Consider the following 17,861-nt stretch of genomic DNA (forward strand, 5'->3'; position numbering starts at 1 on the left):
CGTGGCGCGCTTCAAGACCGATGTCGCCCTGCGCTGGTCGGACATGGACGCCTTCGGGCACGTGAACAACAACAAGTTCATGGTGCTGCTCGAAGAGGCCCGGGTCGCGATGATGTTCTCCGCCGCCGCGGAATCCGGGATCCCGGGCTTCCGCGAAGGCGTCGTCGTGGCCCGCCACGAGGTGGACTTCCTGCTGCCCGTGGTCGTGCCCGCCGAGACCCGCGTCGAGCTCTGGGTCGAGCGGATCGGGAACTCCTCGTTCAGCTTCGCCTACGAGCTCACCGCGAACGACAAGCTCGCGCTGCGCGCCAAGACCGTGATGGTGCCCTTCGACGTCGCCACCCAGCGGCCCAGGCGCATCACCGCGGAGGAGCGGGCGTACCTCGAGCAGTGGACCGACTGACGCCTCCATGAACCACGGAACGTCCGCCGGGGACGTAGCGGCCTTCGCCGCCCGCGCCGCCCGGCTCGATCCCGACGCCCCTGTGCTCGTGCAGGGCGGCCGACTCTGGGCCGCCCTGCCCATCGGGGCCCTCGCCGTGCGCGAGGCCGCCAGCGACCTGCCCGAGGGGGTCTACCGCGCCGGTGACCTCGCCGCCGAAGACGCCCCGGTCGCCAAGCCCGTGGCCGCATGGCGCGGGCGGCTGCCGCAGCAGCCGTGGACGGCCGTCGAGTCCGTCCCGGCGGCCGACATCGCCGACATCGACCGCAAGGCCGCCCAGGCTCTGCGCGAACGGCGCGGCCAGGGCATCGGCGACCGGCGCCTGCGGGACGCCATGCTCGACCACGTCGCCCTGCGCGTGGAGCACGAAGGCCGGATCTATCCGGTCGAGGTCAGACTCGTGGCCGCCTTGTGCCGCATGGGGTTCCTCGGCGAGGACCCCGTGCGGGTCCTCAGGGCGGGGCGCCGCGTCGGCCTCGCCGCCACCTACGGCGCCGTCTGGGACCGCGACCGCGGCCTGCCCATGCTGTGACCGATTCGGAACACACGGTGACGTCACGCTATTCGGTGACGGATAACCGACGTCCGGAGGATGGGACGGGCCTTCCCGTTCTGATACATATGAAACCGGTGACAGTACCCCGTACGGGCCTGCGAACAAACGCGCGACGGTTCATACTTTTGGTCAGGATTGCCTGACGGTTGTGCCATGTCGGTCCCGAGTCCTAGTCTGCTCACTGCAACACGACGTAACTTGGCTATGCCCCCGCGAAGCACAACCAATCACAATCAATGGTTCAGCTCAGCATGAATGCCAACGTATTACCCAAGCACTGCCAGTGATTCGCATTTTGGGTGGGAAGGCGGACAACACCATGGCATGGTGGCGCAGCAGAAAACGCGACGCACAGCAAGAGTCGATCGCCGAGGCGGTCGCGGAAGCCGACAGCGAGCTCGGTGGAGCGGCTGAACGCGCCCAGGCGCGCGGCAGCCAACCGAGCGCGGTCCCGAACCCGCGCGCCGAACGGCACGAGGACGCCGAGGACGACACCGAGGAGTACGACGTCGAGCTCGAGTACGCCTCGAGGGAGCTGCGTCACGAGCTCACCGCCGAGCAACTGCTCATCGGCCCCGAGCAGGAGCAGATCTCCGAGGTCGACCGCTGGCACCTGATCAAGCGGGACCTCGAGGAGATCGACCCGGAGTTCATCACCGACCTCGAGCAGATCGCCGCCGACGCGGCTGCCGAGGCCGCCGACGAGACCGGCCCGCTCGACTCCGACCGCATCATCGCGGCCCTGAAGAACCTCGACATCCGCTACCTCGTCGACGAGAACGGCGGCATCGTGGCCCTCTGGGAGCGCCACATCGTCCAGGTCCGCGCCGAAGGCCCCGACGCCGACATACTGGTCCTGCGCGCCCGCGCCTACCAGACCGTCCCGCGCGAGTGGGCCGAGCGCGGCTACGCGGCCATGAACGAGTGGAACCGCACCCGCCGCTTCCTCAAGGCCTACCTCGGCGAGCCGACAGAATCGGGCGCGCTCCCGGTCTTCGGCGAGATCCAGGTCCCCGTGCGCCCCGGCATCACCACCGCCTTGCTCGAAGAGCTCATCGACTGCGGCACTGCGATATCGGGCACATTCGTCGAGTGGCTCGAGGGCGAACTGCTCTAGACCTTCCCGGTTCAACCGTTCTGCACCTCGCCCCGGGCTCCCATCGGAGCCCGGGGCGACGTTTTGAGCAGGTGCTCTCCCCTTTGGACCGGTACGATCGTGAGGAACCCACAACTCCAAATCGGATGGATTCCCCATGACCCTCGAACCCCCTGGCGCCCAGGACCCGACCCCGGTCCCCGCGCCTCAAAGCCCCCTCACTCCGCAGCCCGAAGCCCAAGCACCGCAACCGGAAGCCGTGGGCATCGCCGTCCCGACACCCGCCGAACCGTCCCAGTCCGCGTTCGAACCCGAGGCCGACACGACCGTGAAGATGGTCCCGGCCGCATCGTCGCAGCCCCCGGCCGAACCGACCTCCGACCTGCTCGCCGAGCAGGCGGCCCAGGCCCCGGCCGCGCCTCGAGAACTGCAGGCGCCGCCCGCGCAGCCGGCCTCGGCCTACCCAGCCCCGCCCGCCCAGCCCGGCGCCATGCCGCAGCCGAACCTGTCGCCTGTCGCCCAGCCCGCGCCGGGCTACACGATGACCCCGCCGCCGATGGGCCCGCCCACCGGCCCGCTCGTCGGGCCGCCGACCGGTCCCGTGCTGATGCTCCCGCCCAAGCGCCGCAACGTGCCCGCGATCGTCCTCACCGTGATCGCGATCGCGCTGGGGGCCGCCGCGGCGACCCTCGGCGTCCTCTTCTCGGAGAAGTCCGACGAGTACGACTCGACGAGCGCGGAACTCGAGGAGACCTCGACGCAGCGCGACGAGCTCGAGGACGAGATCGTGGCCCTCGAACTCGAGCGCGACACACTCCAGGAGGAGGCCGACCAGCGCCAGGTCTGCTCCGACGCGCTCGACATCCTGATCGACGACGAGTACCCGGGCACCATCGAAACCCTCGAAGACCTCGCCAGCGACGAATACCGGGAATGGGCCCAAGCCCACGACGAGCTCTACGACGAGGTCGAACGCCAGTGCCTCGCCTGATCTGAGCAGAGCAACGAGAAACGGAGCGGCGGGGGGAGTACCCCCGCCGCTCCGTTCATGTTCAGTCGCCTTGGCGCGGAACAGGTTCCGTCTAGTTGTTCCGCATGAAGTCCGCGGCCCGCTCCATGTACTCCCACATGACCTTGTCGTACTCGTCGGCCAGCGCGACCTCGTCCATCGCATGGCGCATGCAGCGCAGCCAGGCGTCGCGCTCGCGCTCGCCGATCGAATAAGGGGCGTGGCGCATCCGCAGGCGCGGGTGGCCCCGCTCCTCGGAGTACGTGTGCGGCCCGCCCCAGTACTGCTCCAGGAACATCTTCAGCCGCCGCGCGGCCGGGGCCAGGTCCTCTTCGGGGTACATGGGCCGCATGATCGGGTCGTCGGCCACCTGCGCGTAGAACGCGTTCACCAGGCGCTCGAACGTCTCCTCGCCGCCCACAGCCTCGTAGAAGGACTGGGTCGGCGCGGGCTGACCCGTCGGGGTCAGGGGCACGACTGCGCGCGGGCTGTCACTAGGCATCTCCCAATCGTGCCAAGGGCGGGACCGACTGGGAAGCCGATCCGGCACGCGTCACACCGAATGGGCCGCACATCACCTAAGGATTCGTCCCGGCTGCACCGGCCGCACCAGCGGCCCCGCGGTTCGCTGCCGTGCGCGGCACGTAGATCCGCCCGCTCGCGGCCAGGTCGGTGACACCCGCCTCGCGCAGCGCCTCGCTCACACGGCGACGCAGCTCACGGCCCGCCGCCCACTGCTGGTCCGAGGTCGTCCGCACGCCCAGGCGCACCTTGATCTCGTCGATCGTCATCTCGATCGGGCCGAGGTACTCGGGCTCCTTGAGGATGCTGTCGCTCCACTCTTCGTCGTCGACGAACGACGCGGCGACCTCGGTGATGATCTCCCCGGCCCGGTCGATGTCCGCCGTCGGCGGCAGCGGTGTGTCCACTACCACATACGCCCAGCTCTGGCTCGAGTTGCCGACCCGCAGGATCTGGCCGTTGCGCACGTACCAGAGCGTGCCGTCCAGCGACCGCAGCGTCGTCACGCGCAGGCCCATGTCCACCACGGTGCCCGTCGCGTCGCCCACGTCGACGTTGTCGCCCACGCCGTACTGGTCCTCGATGAGGATGAAGATCCCGGCCAGGTAGTCCTGCACGAGGTTCTGCGCGCCGAAGCCGATCGCGATGCCCGCGATGCCCGCGCTGGCGAGGATCGGCGCGAGGTTCACGTTGAAGGCGCTGAGCACCAGCATGAACGCCACGGTCATGATGACGATCCCGGAGACGTGCTGGAGCACGCCGGTGAGGGTCTCGGCCCGCTTGTCGCTGCGGTCGCCCAGCAGCTCATCCCGCCGGGCGTTGCCGGAACCGAGCTTGTCGGCGAGGTCGGCGATCGACTGCGGGCCCTTGATCGAGGTGACCTGCTTGATGATGCGGCCTATGGCGCGGTTGACCAGCCAGCGGAGGAAGAAGGCCGCCAGGATGATGAGCAGGACCTGGCCGATCTTGTCGAGCACGGCGCCGCCGTCCACGGCGAATCCGTCGTTGCCGGAGATGTTCCACAGCAGTGAGCAGGAGTTGAAGCCCGCGTCGCAGGGCGAAGCCTCCTCGGTGGCGGCAAGCAGTTCCACGTTCGTCCTTCTCAAGGTCATAGTCGCGCGGCCGCCTCGTTCACGGCCTGGAGCACCCTTACGGACGTCTGTCCGATCCGGTGTCACTCAGGGTTCGCACAGACGATATTCGCGCGCCATCCAAGATCCCACGCAACCAGGGTGCAATTTTCTGAGATTTAGGTCAAACTTGACGGGACCGATGGCTTGGAGGTACATCACCGTGATAGGTCCTCGACATAGGAGCACGCTCGACGGCGCTGACCCTGCCCCAGGGGTGCTCCCGAACCCGTTCACGCACAATGCTGCCACGCTGGGCTCCGCCCTCGTCCTGAACCAGAGCTACGAGCCGCTGTGCGTGATACCAGTCAAACGGGCGGCGGTGCTGCTGCTCACCCGCAAAGCCGAAACCGTCACTCCTGGTGACGGTTTTCTGCGCTCCGAAACCATGCACATCCCGATCCCCTCCGTGGTGCGCCTCAAGCGGTACGTACCGATCCCGAGGCAGGTCGGCTCCAGTCCCTCGCGGCGCGGCGTGTTCGCCCGCGACGACTGGCGGTGCGTGTACTGCAACGCGGCGGCCGAGACCATCGATCACGTGGTGCCCCGCTCGCGCGGCGGGACGCACACGTGGGACAACGTGGTGGCCGCCTGCGCGCCCTGCAACCACCGCAAGAGCGACAAGTCGCTGGCCGAGATGGGCTGGCGACTGCCCCGGGCGCCCAGGCCGCCCTCGGGCTGGCAGCTGCGGGGGTTCCGCGGTCAACGGCGTCCCGACCCGGCGTGGGAGGCCTGGCTTCCCCGCCACGGAAGGGAGCGCGCGCGGCTCTCGTAGGGGGCCCGCAAGCACCCCCCCGCCGCCATCGGACGAACGGGGCCCGCCGATGAAGTCCTCGGACCGTCGGCGGGCCCCGTTCGCGTGCAAGACCCTTCGCGCCAACGGGTTCCGCCGTCGTGCGACCGGACGCACGGAGTTACCACCTGCGGCGATGTGAGGGGCGTAATTGGATTAGTCTGTGGGGCATGGTGGCGGTGTCCGCTCGCCAGCCGCAAAATGGCCGGTCACGGCGCCCGCTTGCCAGCCGTCAATCGGCCGGTCACCCTGTACCTGTATTTAGGGGAGCAACATGACGTTCCAGGACTTGCTGATTCTCTTCGGCGCCCCGATCCTGGTTGTGGTCGCGGTCTTCGCCGTGATCTTCCTGCGGCACCCGAGGCCGCAGTCCCGCTACCGCGCGGGTGAGCCCTACAACTTCAAACCGGTGTGGTTCGTCGCCCGCAATGGCGCGGTGGCAGGCGAGTCCGGCTTGGCCGAACTCGAATCCGGCGCGCACGGCGCCGAGACCGTCGCCAGTGGACCCAAGGGAGGCTCGCATGGCAAGTGGTAACCAGATCGCGATCGTCGAAGGCGTCGACAAGAGCCCCGAGGACGTCCAGCCGGCCGTCCTCGAAGGCCCCTTCGACACCCGCGAACTGCTGCACATCGACGAGGCCCTCTCCGTGGCCGAGCGCGACGGAGGCGGCCTGCACTACAGCGTCTACGTCGGCTCGCTGCACGACCCGATCCGGGGCGCGGCCGAGGCGCTGCACGACAAGCTCGCCGACCCCGACCGCTCCGTCCTCATCGCCGTCTCGCCCGAGCAGCGGCAGATGGAGATCGTGACGGGCAAGCTCGCCCAGGAGAAGATCCCGGACCGCTCCGCGGCCCTCGTGGTCTTCTCGATGGAGGCCTCCTTCGGGGCCGGACAGCTGGCCGGCGGCATCATCACCGGCCTGCGCATGCTCGCGGAGACCGCCGCGAGCCGCTAGACCTAGAGACAACGGTGGCCCGGAAGCTTCGGCTTCCGGGCCACCGTCTTTCGTCTACCGCCTACTTCGCGTCGCCGTTCCCCACCTTCTCGGGGAACTGGCGCTTCAGCAGGTCGTCCGCATCGGTGAGTTCGAGCTTCCCGATGAACTCGACCCACGAGAGCGAATCGGCCACGGTCTCGCGGATCGACAGGATCGTCGTCCCCGGAATCCGCATCGTCAACGTCGAAGGCGCACCGAGCTGCTTCTGCGCCAGGACGGCCTCGGTCGGCTGGCCGTTGAGCCCCTTCGCGAGCTCGAACACCGCCGACTCGTTCTCCTTGGCCTTCGGCACCCATTCCATGTCGCGCTTGAGCATCAGAGCCGCCCCGAGCTTCTTCCCGCCGGACTCGCCGTTGTACGTGAGCACGATCCGGTTCGCGTCGCCGCGCGCGCTCGAGAGACTCCAGGCCGCGTCGGTGACGTCCACCAGCTGGCCCTGGAACCGCCGCACCGAATTGCGCACCTGCTTGACCTGGCGCCGGTCGGCGAGGGGCTTCGCGACGATCCGGAAGACCACGACGAGCGCGGCGAGGACGAGCACGCCGATGCCGCCCGCGGCGACCTCGTGCAGACCCGCCTCGACCGACCAGATGACCGACATCGGGACGAGCACGCCCGAAGCCAGACCCAGCAGCGGCTTGAGCCAGAACGGCCCGTTGCCACCCGGCAGGCGCAGCGGCGCCATCAACCCGATCACGGCCGCCGCGACCAGCGCGATCCCTGCCATCTCGGGTGCGGGCACGTCATAGCGGCGCAGCCAGTCGACCGCCCACCAGGCCATGAAGCCCGACCCGATGAGCACGGTCGGGATGAGCAGCACGACGGCGAACATCAACTGCTGCGGCTGCGGCCGGGTGCGCGAGGCGAGCACGGGCCCGAGCAGCAAGAGCGGCAGGACGATTCCGAACAACGCGACCAAGGTGGCGCTCAGAACGGCCACCGGCAAAAGCGCGGACAAGACGGCTCTCTCCTCTTTTTCGAAAGCGCAGGATCGCCTGGGGAGGCACAGGGGGCGGATACGGCGAGCTTATCAACGGTGTGAAAAGCACTCGGGGCTCCGGGACCGCTGTTGTGCGCGGCGGCCCCGGAGCCCCTGCGAGGCTCGATCCGAGATTAAGCGGACTTGTCCAGTTCGCGGCCCTTCAAGGCCCGGGCGACGTCGGCCCTGCCCTCGGCCACGCCGCGCTTGACCGGCGCGGGCCGGTCCTCCGCGAGCCAGACGTCGAGGAGCTCGAGCGTCTCGGCCTCGATCAGGTTCGACGGGAACGCGAGCTTCGAGAACTCCACCGCCTGCTGGGCACCCAGCTTCTCCCACAGCTCCGGCACCGCGTCCAGGTACTGCTGCAGGTACGGGCGGACCAGGTCGGCCTGGTCGAGCGGGGCGAAGCCGAGCATCGAGGAGCGGCGGATCCAGTTCTCCGTGTTCGGGTCCGTGATCCGCTCCCAGGCGCGCTGCTTCGCCTCGGGGTCCGGCACCACCGCGCGGGCGACGAACGACAGGCGCTGGCCGTCGGCGGTCGAGTCGCGGTCGAGCTCGGCGTCGATGGCGTCCTCGGGGACGGCCCCGTTGCCGACGAGCCCGGTGAGCAGGGCCCACCGCAGGTCGGCGTCGACGGCCAGGCCTTCGGGGACCTCGCGGCCCTCGAGCCATCCGGCGATGCGGCCCAGGTCGGCCTCCGAACGCGACGCGGACGCGTAGGCCTTCGCCCAGGAGCGCTGCGGGTCCGAACCCGGCGCGGCGGCCTCCATGGCGGCCTTCGCGGCCTGCGCCCAGGACTCGCGCAGCGCGGCCCGGTTCGCGGGGTCGGCGTAGGCGAGCGCCCCGCCGACCTGGCGCTGCGCGACGGTGACGATGTTGATGTCGTCCTCGGTGGGGAGGCTGCTAACGCCGAGCTTGACGAAGAGCGACGCACCAAGCTCGGCATCTCGGAGCATGTCCCACGCGGCGGCCCAGATCAGCGCCCGGGAGAGCGAGTCTTCCAGGGCCGAAGTGTGCTCGATGGCCGTGAAGAGGCTGGTGTCGTCCAGACGCAGTTTCGCGTAGGTGAGGTCGTCGTCGTTGATCAGCAGCAGGCTGGGCTGCTTGACGCCAACGAGCTCAGGGATCTCCGTTTCCGGACCGGAGACGTCGACCTCGATCCGGTCGCGGCGCACCAACGCGTCGCCCTCGTGGTCATACAGACCGATCGCGATGCGGTGCGTGCGGTGGGTCGGGTGCTCTGCCGGGACCGTCTGGATCACGGTCACCTTCTTGTACTTCTGCTCTTCGTCGACATCGACCATCGGGTAGAGAGTCGAGACCCCGGCCGTGCGCAGCCACGTGTCGGCGAACTCCTGGAGCGGCTTGCCGCTCGCGGTCTCCAGTTCGCCCAGCAGGTCCTGGAAGACCGCGTTGCCGAACTGGTGCTTGGCGAAGTAGGCGCGCAGCCCGGCCAGGAACGGGTCGATCCCGACGTAGGCGACGAGCTGCTTGAGGATCGAGGCGCCCTTGGAGTAGGTGATGCCGTCGAAGTTGGCCTGGATCTCCTCGGTGTCGCCCGCGGCCGTGTACACCGGGTGCGTGGTCGGCTGCTGGTCGGCGCCGTAGCCCCAGTTCTTGCGCGCCGACAGGAACGTCGTCCAGGCGCCGTCGAAGCGCGTGGCCTCCACGTTCGCCCAGTGGCTGGCCCACTCCGCGAAGGACTCGTTGAGCCACAGGTCGTCCCACCAGCGCATGGTCACGAGGTCGCCGAACCACATGTGCGCCATCTCGTGGAGGATCACGTTGGCGCGCTGCTCCAGCTCGAAGTCGGTGACCTGGCTGCGGAACAGGAACGAGGCCTCGGCGATCGTGATGCAGCCGAAGTTCTCCATCGCGCCGAAGTTGTACTCGGGGGCGAAGACCTGGTCGTACTTCGGCAGCGGGTAGCGCACGCCGAAGTGCTCGTGGAAGTGGTCGAAGCCCTGGCGGGTGACCTCGAAGACCCCTTCGGGGTCCAGGTAGTCCTTCATGGACTGGCGGCAGTACAGGCCCAGGTCGATGCCGTCGTGCTCCTCGTGCACGCCGAAGTACGGGCCCGCGCAGATCGCGGTGATGTACGGGCTCATCCGCACCGACTGCTCGAAGAGCGTCACCTTCAGGTTGACCTCCTCGACCACGGTCTCCGTCTCGGCGGGCATGTTCGAGATCACGGTCCAGTGCTTGGGGGTGCGCACCTGGAACGTGAAGGCGGCCTTCAGGTCGGGCTGGTCGAAGCAGGCGTACACGCGCTGGGCGTCGGCCACCTCGAACTGCGAGTACAGGTACGTCTCCTTGTCGACCGGGTCGACCATGCGATGCAGGCCCTGCCCGTCCGAGGAGTACGCGAAGACCGCGTTGACGACCAGCTCGTTCTCGGCCGCGAGACCCGTGATCTTCAGACCGGCCTTGGGGTCGAAGGCCGTGAGGTCGACCGGTTCCCCGTTGAGGAAGGCCTCCTCGATGCGCTCGGCGGCGATCTCGATAAAGGTCTCCGCACCCGGTTCGGTGCAGGAGAACTTGACGGCAGTGCGCGAGCCGAAGGTGTCGCCCTGCTCGTGCCCGGTCAGGTCGATCTCCACGGTGTAGGAGTCGACACTCAGCAGCTCAGCGCGTCGCTGAGCCTCGTCTCGGGTCAGGATGTGGGTTGCCGCCACGGTGCCTCCAGTCGCAAGGGTTCGGATATGAAAGAAGTGTGTCACATCCCGGGAGTTCACTCGGTGGCCACGGCGGGGCCGAACTGGGTCGATTACGCTCGTGGCGTGACTGCTGCACACCCGATCGACCAGGCCTGGCTTTCCACCGGGCACACTGGCGCCAAGAACTACGACGAGTTCCCCGACGAAACCGAGATCACGCGGATCATCGAGGCCAATCCCGCGAGCATGCTGGGCGTCGAGATGCCCGCGCACACGCCCGAGGCGGTGTCCGCGGGGCTCACGTTCGAGCAGGCCCTGCCCGCCGCGGCCGAGCGCCTCGCCGCGCTCAAAGAGGCCGGGCGCTTCGCCGCGTTCGGCGACGTGGCCGTCGCCTACCGGATCTCCGGCGGCGAAGAGCCCACCGCGTACGGCGTGTTCTGCCTGGTCGACACCGCCGAGATCTCCTCCTCCGCGGAGGAGCCCGGCAAGGTCATCCGCAACGAGGACGTCTTCATCGAGAAGGTCAAGCAGCGCAACGAGCTCAACCAGCGCCTGCGCCACCTGCTCAGCCCCGTCCTGCTGCTCCAGTCGAGCCGCGGCGAGGAACTGCACGCCGCGATCGCGGCCGCCATCGCCGAAGCGGGCGACCCGGTCGCGAAGGACGTCGACGAGGCCGGCCGCGCCCACGAGATCTGGGCCATCGGCGGCGAGGCCGGCGAGGCCCTGACCGCGCTGGCCGGGGACGGCGACCTCATCGTCGCCGACGGCAACCACCGTTCGCTCGCCGCGCAGGTGGGCGGGCTCGACCGGTTCCTCGCGGTGATCACCACCCCGCAGTCGGTCGTCATCCGGCCCTACCACCGGCTCGTCAAGGGCCTGCCGGGTTCGGCTTCGCAACTGGTCGAGCAGATCGGCCAGATCGGTGCGAGCGTCATCGAGACCGACGGGCCTCCCGAGACGCCGTCCGAGGGCGGCACCGTGGTCGTCTACGGCCGCGGCCGCACCTGGGAGATCGCGTTCCCCTCCAAGGAGGGCTCCGTGGTGGACCGGCTCGACCACACGCAGGTCGAGAACGAGGTCTTCACCGGTCTGCTCGGCTGGGACGCGGGGGACAAGCGCATCACGTACGTCGGCGGCGACTACCCGGCGTCCTGGCTCGCCGAGCAGGTGGACGCGGGCAAAGCGGACCTGGCGATCCTCATCGCCCCGGTCACGGTGCCCGACTTCATCGACGTGAACCTCCAGCGGCTGAAGATGCCGCGCAAGTCGACCTGGTTCGTGCCCAAGGCCCGCGCCGGTCTCGCCATCGTCGAGCTCCCGAAAGGCTAAGGTCCCATCGTGCGCATTTATCTCGGTTCCGACCACGCCGGCCTCGAACTCAAGGACCACCTGGTGAAGCACCTGGCCGGTCGCGGTTTCGAGGTCGTCGACGTGGGTCCGCACCAGTACGACGCCGAGGACGACTACCCGCCGTTCTGCCTCAACGCGGCCTCGCAGGTCGTCGCCGACCCCGGCAGCCTCGGCATCGTCGTCGGCGGCTCGGGCAACGGCGAGCAGATCGCCGCGAACAAGGTCCCCGGCTGCCGTGCGGCCCTGGCCTGGAGCGTGGAGACCGCGAAGCTCGGCCGCCAGCACAACGACGCGAACGTGGTCGCCATCGGCGGCCGCATGCACTCGCTCGACGAGGCCACGAGCTTCGCCGACGCGTTCGTGGACGAGGCCTTCTCCGGGGCCGAGCGCCACCAGCGCCGCATCGACATGCTGACCGAGTGGGAGGCCACTCACGAGCTGCCCGAACTGCCCTAGGCGGCAATGAAGCAGAGCAGGGGCCCGGGCTTTCGCCCGGGCCCTTTGCCGTAGCCGAAAACCAGGCGAATTCGGCACATCGGATCTGGAGTAATTGGACGTGTGTTGGTAGCGTCAGTACATGTCTAAGGGTTTTCGCGTTCTCCTCCAGATCTTTCAGACGATCGGTCTGCTCGGGACCTTGCTGTTCCTGGCCTCCTCGCTGCTGTGGTACATCGCCGACTTCGATTTGACGGGCCTCGCCGAGGACGCCGCACCGGTCGAGCTGTGGGCCATCGGCTTCGGCGTCCTCACGTTGGCGCTCTCTCCCGCCCTGTGGTCGCTGAGCCGCGCGGGCGGGCACGCCGCGCCGGCTTCGACCGGCACGTTCGACCGCGTGCAGGCCCCCGCCGTTCCGTCGCAGCCGCAGCAGCAGCCCGGCGGGGCCTTCGAGCCGATGCACTCCACGGCCGCGCCCGCGCCGCCGGCCAGCTCCTACGGCCAGCCTTCGGCGGGCGGCATCACGCCGACGTCCTCGCCTCAGGCCGGCAGCCCCTGGGGTTCGGGCCGCTGACCGATCCCGGCGGGCGGTGGTTGCTCGTTGAGACGCTGCGAACAGCACCGCCTCTGGGGGCCGTGGGAGGTGGATTCCGGGCGTTACGCTATGGACTCGGAGTTATTCATCGCGAAGGACCACCTCATGTCGCAAGCCACCGTCGACCTCGTCTGCGGCCCGGCCGACCCCCTCCCGGGGTCTGAGCAGAGCTACCGGCTGACCGGCCTGCTCGGCTCCGGCGGGCAGGCCGACGTGTACCAGGCCGTTCGGATCTCGGCGGGGGTCGCCTCCGCACCCCTGAGCGTCAAGGTCCTCCGGCTCAATCCCCAAGACACCCGCGAGCACCAGTTCCGATCCTGGGACAAGGGCGACGCGGTCCTCATGGACCTCCACGGGCGCGACGTGGGTGCGATCTGCCGCCGCATCGACGCCTTCTACGGCCGCCTGCCGCACCCTCCCGGCCAGGCCCCGCAGGGCGAGCCGGTCCCGTTCCAGGTCCTCGAATACCTCCCGGGCCACGACCTGCGCCAACTGCTGCAGTGGCGGCTCGGCCGCGTCGACGCCGCCCGCACGCTCAAGTCGGTCGTCGACGTCATGAAGGCGATGCACCACCCGCCGCAGGGCGCGCACCCGGTGCTGCACATGGACCTCAAGCCCGCGAACGTGATCATCGGCCCTGACGGCTCGGCGAAGGTCATCGACTTCACCGGCGCCCGGTACTACACGCCGGCGCACCTGACCACGATCGCCTACACCCGCGAGACCGCCGGTCCCGAAGCGCACCAAGGGAGCGTGGGCCCGGCCTACGACGTGCACGGGTTCGGTTCGATCGCGTTCTACCTCGTCACCGGCGCCAGCGCCCGCACCGATTCGCCCGGCCAGGAGCAGTCGGTGCCGTGGGCGCGGCTGCGCAAGCACCCGGTCCTGGAGTCGAACCCGCGCCTGCGCGAGCTGCTCACCGCGCCGCTCGACGACAACCCGGAGAACCGGCCCCGCACCGAGGAGCTGCCGCGCTGGATCGGCGAGCTGTGCGCCGTCGTCTCCCGCTCGAACCTCCCCGACCTGGGCGTCGACTGGAACACCCAGCACACCGGCGGCCCGCATTCGGCCCCGATGGGCGTCCCGCTCGACACCGCCGCGACCCGCCGCCTCGACCGTCCGGTCGCCCCGGTCGGCTCGCCGCCCACCCAGGTCGCGCCCGCGGCCGGGGCGGATGGCACCCGCGTCATGGAGGCCGGCGTCTCGCCGACGAAGGCCGTGCAGGAGAGGCCGGTCGCCGGCCGCGTCCGCGTCCCCAGTCAGGACCAGAGCCAGGACGGCGCGTTCTCGCACGGCCGCTCGGCCGGTCCGCCTCCGGGCCGCGGCCCGCTGCCGCGCCTGAAACTCTCCACCGACCCTGAAGAACCGAGCGAACGCGAGCTCGACAAGGCCGACCGTCCGCCGCTGCTCGGCCCGCCCGGGTCGCTCTCGAAAGGCTTCGAGCTCTCGGTCATCGGCGGGCTCTTCTCGCTCATCATGTGGCTGATCTGGGCGATCCAGCAGGGCATGGAGACGGTGCGCAGCCAGGTGTTCAGCTACCTGTTCGTGCTCGCGGTGGCCGTCGGCGTGTTCTTCCTGATCCGCGTGGCGGGGGGAATCCTGTGGGGTCGCTGGCTGCACGCGAAGCGGAAGTCGGCGCGGCTCGCGCACCTGGCCACCGGCGTCTTCCTGTTCATGGTCGGCATGAGCTACCTCGACCAGTTGAGCTGGAACTGGATCTCTCTCGATTTCGGCTGGTTCGATTGGATCACCGACCTTTTCGGAGAGTAGCGGTTTACCCCGAAGGCGGCACGTGCGCGATTTTCTGCGACTTCTTACGGAACTTCGAGACTTTCTCCAGCGCACCTGAAGTGATGGCAACTACGCTTCCCGGTAACGAAAGCCGCGGGACTCTTGCCTGATCTTCCGAGTTCCGCGGTGCAACCGAGCAAGGCGGATGAGTGTCTAGATAGACGACACATCCCCTTGGAAACCGGAAAGGCATTGAGATGACCGCATTGACATCGGTCGGTGCCGCAGCTCTCACCCCTGAGCAGCGTGAAGCCTTCGATCGCGACGGCTATCTGATGATCCGCGGCGCCCTCGACGCCGAGGAGCTTCAGCGTTGCTCCGACGCTCTGGACCGCGTGTACGAAATTGAGAAAGCAGCGGGCCGGCTCAGCCCCGAAGGCGCGATGCACCGCCTCGACGCCGTCACTTCCTGCCCGGAACTCGCGTTCCTTCTCAACCACCCCAAGACCTTCCACTATGTGTGGTCGATCCTGGGCTGGAACTTCCACGTCTACCACTCGCACGTGGACAAGCACCCGCCGATCAAGGGCGAGCGCCCGTTCCGCTTCGAATGGCACCAGGACGGCGGCCGCCAGAACCGCGAGACCGAGACCGACCCGCGTCCGCGCCTGTCGGTCAAGCTCGCGTACTTCTTCACCGACCTCGCCGAGGAAGGCCGCGGCAACACCAAGATCATCCCCGGCTCCCACAAGTGGAACCGGATCGACGGCCCGCCGCGCCGCGACATGGCGTGGCCCGACCCGGAAGGCGCCATCGAGGTCACCGGCAACGCCGGCGACGTCATGTTCTTCGACCGCCGGATCTGGCACGCCCGCAGCGACAACTACTCGGACCTGACCCGCAAGGTCGCGTTCTTCGGGTTCACGCCGCGGTGGATCCGCGCCCGCGACCTCGTCGAGGACCTGCCCTCGAAGTCCTGGTGGAACGACCTCGACCCGGTGCAGCAGCAGCTGCTCGGCGGCCACATGGCCACCGGCGACCACGGCTGGGGCCACTGGCCGAAGGAGACGCCGCTGTACAACTGGCTGGCCGAGCGTGACCTTCTCGACCCGGATTACCCGCCGCTGCGCCCGTAACGGGGAAAGATGGCAGGCTAGTCCGCATGAGCAACGACTCCAACCTGGCTCGCGACATCTACAACCGCGCGCACCTGACCGGGGAGTTCCAACTCCGGTCCGGCGTGGTGGCGCACGAGTACTTCGACAAGTACCAGTTCGAAGCCGACCCGGTGCTGCTGCGGCGCATCGCCGAGGCGCTGGCACCGCTGGTGCCCGCGCACGGCGTGGACGCCCTGGCGGGCATGGAGATGGGCGGCATCCCGATCGTGACGATGCTTTCGCAGGTCACGGGGATTCCGGCGCTGTTCGTGCGCAAGGAGGCCAAGACCTATGGCACGTGCCGCCTCGCCGAAGGCGGCGAGGTCGATGGGCAGCGGCTCTTCATCGTCGAGGACGTGGTCACCTCGGGCGGCGCGATCCTGGACTCCCTCGGGGAGCTCCGGAGCCGCGGCGGGATCGTCGAAGCGGGCGTGTGCGTCATCGACCGCGAATCGGGCGGGCTGAAGAACCTGGCGGAAGCCGGAGTGCAGCTCCAGCCGCTGTTCACGATGACCGAGCTGAAAGCCGCCGGGGCCAAGTAACCAGACGGGACAAGCGAAAGAAGGGGGCGGACGCCACGGCGTCCGCCCCCTTACTGCTCGGTCAACGCGCCCAGAGCCAGATCTCGGAGCCCTTGGGGTGCTCGGTGCCCGCGTCCAGGGACTGGTCGAACACGGTGCCGGTGAACCAGATCTGCGCGGTCTTCACCTTGAAGCCCAGTCCTTCCAGCTTCTCGGTGGCCTCCTCGATGTCCATGCCGAGCACGTCGGGGACCTCGACCGGCTCGGGCCCGTCGCTCACCACGAGGTCGACCGTGTCGCCCGGTCCCGCCGGTGCCTGCGCGGCCGGGGTCTGCGAGATGACCAGCCCCGCGTCGATGGTGTCGCTGTTGCTGCGGGTGATCTCGCCGATCGCCAGGCCCTCGGCGTCCAGTTCCGAGACGGCGTCGTCCTCGCTCCGGCCCACCACGTCAGGGACCTGGAGCGGCGGGAATCCGTCGGAGACGAAGAGCGTCACCGGGGTGCCGGCCTTGACCTCCTCGCCCGCGGGCGGATCGGTGCGCGTGATCTCGCCGGCCGGGATGTCGACGCTGTACTCGTGGTCGACCTTCACTTCGGCGTCGAACTTCGCCAGTTCCCCTTGGGCCTTGTCCTCGGTCATCCCGGCCAGGTTCGGCACTTGATACCGCTCGGGTCCTTGCGAGATCACCACGGTGATCGTGGAGCCGCGCCGGATCCGGTCGCCCACACCGGGGTCCTGCGAGACGATCTGTCCGACGGGGACGCTCTCGCTGTAGCCGTCGACGAGGTCGACCTCGAAACCCTGGTCCTCGGCGTACGCCCCCACGGACTCCTGGGTCTGGTCGAGCAGTGACGGGGTGGAGGTGTACCGGCCGATGCCGATCCACCACCCGGCCGCGGCGACGCCGACCAGCAGCACGGCGATGAGCCCGAGCGTCAGCAGCGCCTTCCAGGACCGCTTCGACCTCGGCGAGTCGACGACCATCGTGGTCTGCACGACGCGGGTCGGCCGCGGGACCTTCCCGGTCGAGTTCGGGGCGGGCTTGACGTCGATGGCCTGGAGCCGCCGCAGGAACGCCCCTGCGTCGACCGGGCGCGAGCCCGGACGCCGCGCCGCGGCCGTGGTCACCAGCTCTGCGAGGCTGTCGGGCACGTCGGGGGCCTTGAGTTGCGGGGAGGGCACGTCCTCGTCGACGTGCCTGCGCGCCACCGCACCAGAGTCCGCGCCGTCGAACGGCACTTCTCCGGTCAGCAGCTCGTACAGCAGGATCGCGGTCGAGTAGACGTCGCTCGCGGTCGTCGCGGGCTTGCCGTTCACGAGCTCGGGGGCGACATAGGCGGCGGTGGCGACGAGCGGACCGGCGGTGTCGCGGTCGCCGTGGACCGCTTCGGCCAGACCGAAGTCCACCACTTTCACGCGGTCGCCCCGGCCGCCCTTCTTGAGCAGGATGTTCTCGGGCTTGATGTCGCGGTGCATGAGCCCGGCGTCGTGGGCGGCCTGCAGCCCGTCGAGGAGCTGCCCGCACACTTCCACGGCCTCCTCGATGCGCAGGCGCCGCCGCCGGTTGAGCAGGTCGCGGAGGGTCGTGCCGGGCACGTACTCCATCACGACATAGGGCAGTCCCTCGTGGACGCCCTGGTCGAACACGGCCACCACGTTGGGATGCGAGAGCCGCGCGATGGTCTTGGCCTCGTTCGCGAAGGCCTTCATGTCGAACCCGGCCACGGCCGCGTTCGTGATGATCTTCACCGCCACGGTGCGGTCGAGGCGCTCGTCGTGCGCCTCGTAGACATCGGCCATGCCGCCGCGCGCGATGAGTCGCTGGAGCCGATAGCGCCCGTCGACGCGCGCACCGGTCAGGTCCCCTGTCGTCGTTGTCAACCCGCACC

18 protein-coding genes are annotated in these 17,861 nt (G+C 69.0%); 13 read left to right on the forward strand and 5 right to left on the reverse strand.

The window, feature by feature from the left end; translation table 11 throughout:
• The first annotated feature begins 1 nt into the window (after position 1).
• The 4 genes from ACFO8M_RS21615 (at position 2) to ACFO8M_RS21630 (ending at position 3,085) form a co-directional block, all read left to right on the forward strand.
• Positions 2–403, forward strand: coding sequence for an acyl-CoA thioesterase (locus tag ACFO8M_RS21615; protein WP_387979423.1), 402 nt, complete (start codon positions 2–4; stop codon positions 401–403).
• A 7-nt stretch (positions 404–410) separates the two neighbouring features.
• A complete protein-coding gene (locus ACFO8M_RS21620; RefSeq protein WP_387979425.1) occupies positions 411–974 on the forward strand; it encodes a hypothetical protein in 564 nt (187 codons plus the stop codon).
• Between the two features lie 343 nt (positions 975–1,317).
• On the forward strand, positions 1,318–2,115 hold the full coding sequence (locus tag ACFO8M_RS21625) for a type III secretion system chaperone family protein (RefSeq protein WP_387979427.1): 798 nt from the start codon (positions 1,318–1,320) through the stop codon (positions 2,113–2,115).
• Between the two features lie 136 nt (positions 2,116–2,251).
• Entirely contained in the window at positions 2,252–3,085 is an 834-nt protein-coding gene (locus ACFO8M_RS21630; protein WP_387979430.1) for a hypothetical protein, read from the forward strand.
• 91 nt (positions 3,086–3,176) lie between these two features.
• Here the strand turns inward: ACFO8M_RS21630 and ACFO8M_RS21635 are convergent, their stop codons facing one another.
• On the reverse strand, positions 3,177–3,605 hold the full coding sequence (locus ACFO8M_RS21635) for a globin (RefSeq protein WP_387979432.1): 429 nt from the start codon (positions 3,603–3,605) through the stop codon (positions 3,177–3,179).
• Between the two features lie 76 nt (positions 3,606–3,681).
• Complete coding sequence (locus tag ACFO8M_RS21640) at positions 3,682–4,716, reverse strand: mechanosensitive ion channel family protein (RefSeq protein ID WP_387979435.1); 1,035 nt, start codon at positions 4,714–4,716, stop codon at positions 3,682–3,684.
• Between the two features lie 292 nt (positions 4,717–5,008).
• On the opposite strand from ACFO8M_RS21640, the gene ACFO8M_RS21645 reads away from it, so the two are divergent.
• The 3 genes from ACFO8M_RS21645 (at position 5,009) to ACFO8M_RS21655 (ending at position 6,504) form a co-directional block, all read left to right on the forward strand.
• Entirely contained in the window at positions 5,009–5,530 is a 522-nt protein-coding gene (locus ACFO8M_RS21645; protein WP_387980775.1) for an HNH endonuclease, read from the forward strand.
• A gap of 292 nt (positions 5,531–5,822) precedes the next feature.
• Entirely contained in the window at positions 5,823–6,083 is a 261-nt protein-coding gene (ctaJ, locus tag ACFO8M_RS21650) for an aa3-type cytochrome oxidase subunit CtaJ (RefSeq protein ID WP_387979437.1), read from the forward strand.
• A complete protein-coding gene (locus tag ACFO8M_RS21655; protein WP_387979440.1) occupies positions 6,070–6,504 on the forward strand; it encodes a DUF5130 family protein in 435 nt (144 codons plus the stop codon). Before ctaJ ends, ACFO8M_RS21655 begins: the two co-directional genes overlap by 14 nt.
• A gap of 61 nt (positions 6,505–6,565) precedes the next feature.
• On the opposite strand, the gene ACFO8M_RS21660 is transcribed toward ACFO8M_RS21655, so the two are convergent.
• Positions 6,566–7,504 carry a hypothetical protein gene (locus ACFO8M_RS21660; protein WP_387979443.1) on the reverse strand — a complete coding sequence of 313 codons (939 nt, stop codon included), beginning with the start codon at positions 7,502–7,504 and terminating at the stop codon, positions 6,566–6,568.
• A 155-nt stretch (positions 7,505–7,659) separates the two neighbouring features.
• A complete protein-coding gene (gene pepN, locus ACFO8M_RS21665) occupies positions 7,660–10,200 on the reverse strand; it encodes an aminopeptidase N (protein WP_387979445.1) in 2,541 nt (846 codons plus the stop codon).
• Positions 10,201–10,305: 105 nt separating this feature from the next.
• Between pepN and ACFO8M_RS21670 the strand changes: the two genes are divergently transcribed.
• The 6 genes from ACFO8M_RS21670 to pyrE all read left to right on the forward strand — a co-directional run bounded on the left by ACFO8M_RS21670 (position 10,306) and on the right by pyrE (position 15,992).
• Positions 10,306–11,511 (forward strand): DUF1015 family protein, encoded by a 1,206-nt coding sequence (locus ACFO8M_RS21670; RefSeq protein ID WP_387979448.1) that lies wholly within the window; start codon positions 10,306–10,308, stop codon positions 11,509–11,511.
• Positions 11,512–11,520: 9 nt separating this feature from the next.
• Positions 11,521–11,988: a ribose-5-phosphate isomerase gene (locus ACFO8M_RS21675; protein ID WP_387979450.1), complete on the forward strand. Its 468-nt coding sequence runs from the start codon at positions 11,521–11,523 to the stop codon at positions 11,986–11,988.
• 121 nt (positions 11,989–12,109) lie between these two features.
• Positions 12,110–12,541 (forward strand): hypothetical protein, encoded by a 432-nt coding sequence (locus tag ACFO8M_RS21680; protein WP_387979452.1) that lies wholly within the window; start codon positions 12,110–12,112, stop codon positions 12,539–12,541.
• Between the two features lie 126 nt (positions 12,542–12,667).
• Entirely contained in the window at positions 12,668–14,332 is a 1,665-nt protein-coding gene (locus tag ACFO8M_RS21685; RefSeq protein WP_387979455.1) for a serine/threonine protein kinase, read from the forward strand.
• Between the two features lie 218 nt (positions 14,333–14,550).
• Complete coding sequence (locus ACFO8M_RS21690) at positions 14,551–15,429, forward strand: phytanoyl-CoA dioxygenase family protein (protein WP_387979458.1); 879 nt, start codon at positions 14,551–14,553, stop codon at positions 15,427–15,429.
• A gap of 26 nt (positions 15,430–15,455) precedes the next feature.
• Positions 15,456–15,992, forward strand: coding sequence for an orotate phosphoribosyltransferase (pyrE, locus tag ACFO8M_RS21695; protein ID WP_387979461.1), 537 nt, complete (start codon positions 15,456–15,458; stop codon positions 15,990–15,992).
• A gap of 61 nt (positions 15,993–16,053) precedes the next feature.
• Here the strand turns inward: pyrE and ACFO8M_RS21700 are convergent, their stop codons facing one another.
• On the reverse strand, positions 16,054–17,853 hold the full coding sequence (locus ACFO8M_RS21700; protein ID WP_387979464.1) for a Stk1 family PASTA domain-containing Ser/Thr kinase: 1,800 nt from the start codon (positions 17,851–17,853) through the stop codon (positions 16,054–16,056).
• Between the last annotated feature and the right edge of the window lie 8 nt (positions 17,854–17,861).

Source organism: Glycomyces rhizosphaerae (assembly GCF_042647865.1).
In the GTDB taxonomy this organism is placed as follows: Bacteria; Actinomycetota; Actinomycetes; order Mycobacteriales; family Micromonosporaceae; genus Glycomyces; species Glycomyces rhizosphaerae.